The sequence below is a fragment of the Proteiniphilum sp. UBA1028 genome (genome assembly GCF_002316955.1).
In the GTDB taxonomy this organism is placed as follows: domain Bacteria; phylum Bacteroidota; class Bacteroidia; order Bacteroidales; family Dysgonomonadaceae; genus Proteiniphilum.
Window position 1 is genome coordinate 17,150 of the sequence record NZ_DCEN01000054.1, and the last position, 2,079, is coordinate 19,228.

Here is a 2,079-nt window from a genome sequence, read left to right on the forward strand (position 1 = left end):
CGCCGTGCAAACGTACTTATTAAAAGCGGCAGTATCTCCCTGCCGTTGACGGTGATTCAGCAGGAGTATATACCCGCTCAGATAGAACCCCAGTACACAAAAATCAAAATTATTGATGGCTGGGCACCCGACCACCTGTCGGAAAGCAACACCATAGATAAATCTTACGATGGCGATCCAGCCACATTCTTCAACGCCAAATCAGGTGAAGCAAATTTTCCCTACGAGATAAAATTCACTCTCGATCAACCCCGCGATCTGGCAAGCTTCATCTATTACCCCCGGCAAGACTCCGGCAACAGGTGGGGCGCATGGGGAGAGGTTGAGGTTTGGTACACAACCGCAGGCAACAGCAGCTTTCAGTTCGCCGGGAAGTACGATTTCGGCAAAAGCACCACTAATCCCAAAACCATAACCTTCAATGAGCCTATTCCCGAACCACGGGTAATACTCTTCAAGGTATTGTCGGGCTACCAAAACAGGGTATCTATTGGAGAAATTGAGTTTTACGAAACCAACCGCCACCGGTTCGATTATATGACCCTGTTCCGCGACAAAGCCTGCTCCGTGCTTAAAGAAAACATCACAATGGATCAGATAGAGGCTATCCCCGACCCTTTTTTCAAAAACATAGCAAAAAAAATATTCACCGGCAGCTACGAATCTGAGTACCGGATTCAAAAATACCGCCCCTACCAGCACCCCTCGCATGCTTCCCGGGAATTAAAAACTGCCAGGTACAGCCTGCGCGACAATGCCTCCGGCATCTATTACCGCGATCTGCAGGAGAACCTTATTGTCTTCGTAGACGAACTGAAAGGCAGGGAGGTGAGCCTCAATATAGTAGATTACGACGAAAGCGCTAACGAAGGGGTTACCTATTCACTGAGCGAGGGTCTCAATATCATTAATCCCACTAAAAAGGGTCTGATATATATATTCTATCATGTTGATGAACCCTTGCCGTTAAATCCAGGTAGCGGAACAGAGCAGAAAGCCATTGATGAACAGTCGGTAAAAATCCACATAGCCACCGGCCTGGTCAACGGCTACTTCGATATCAGGAGGCATACAGCTGCCGACTGGCTCTCCATACGCGACAATGCCATAAGCAACGAGATAGATATCCTGGGCCTGCACTCACATGTTGTATGGAATGTGAACGATTACAGGGATTACAAAACCGATATCGTGTTAATGACCAATTATATCGACAACATCGTAAAGCAGCAGCACGAGTTCATGGGGCTATACCATTACAACCGGTTATTTAAAAACCGCCAGTTTATCCGTATCGACTATTCGGTGCCGGCAGCATATGCCACAGACTACAGAACTGTCTATCGGAACACATTGTACAAAGAGGTATTCTGCTCCGAAGATGGTTTCAGGAGGCGCCTGTGGGTGCTGGGACACGAAATTGGCCACACCAATCAAACGCGGCCTGGTATGAAGTGGCACGGAACAACGGAAGTAACCAACAACATATATGCTCTCTACAACCAAGAGCAGACTCTGGGTGCAGCCCGTAGGCTGCTCAAGGGAGAGAGCAAAGAAGGTTATGCTTCAGAAGATGAGTACGACAACGGCTACCGGAAAATTATTGCAACCAACAAAGACTGGTATCTGGGCGGAGAAAATTTCGGGAGCAACTACTTCATAAGGCTGATACCTTTCTGGCAGCTCTATCTCTATCTGGTGCATATAGAGAAGCAGGAACACTTCTACCACGACCTTTACGAGCATTACAGAAACACCAACGACTTAAGTACTCCCGGTGAGCAGCATCTCGATTTTGTGAGAAACGCATGCAATATCTCAAAGATCAACCTGCTGGGCTTCTTCGAGAAATGGGGCTTCCTCACACCTATAGATCTTCAGATCAACGATTATGGTACAGCCAATATAAAAATAACCCAGGAACAGATTAATAATCTCAAAAACGAGATAACAAGCAAAGGTTACAAAACACCACCATTTGACATCACTCAACTCACCGATACCAATTTTAAGCAATACAAATAAATTGTCGGAGGGGGCATCCAGCCCCCTCTTTAGTTTTGGGTTTAACACCACCTC

General features: G+C 46.7%; 1 protein-coding gene. It reads left to right on the forward strand.

The features are described 5' to 3' along the window. On the forward strand, positions 1–2,025 hold a 2,025-nt coding region (locus tag B3Z75_RS10145; protein ID WP_294071141.1), incomplete at its 5' end, for a M60 family metallopeptidase. Between the last annotated feature and the right edge of the window lie 54 nt (positions 2,026–2,079).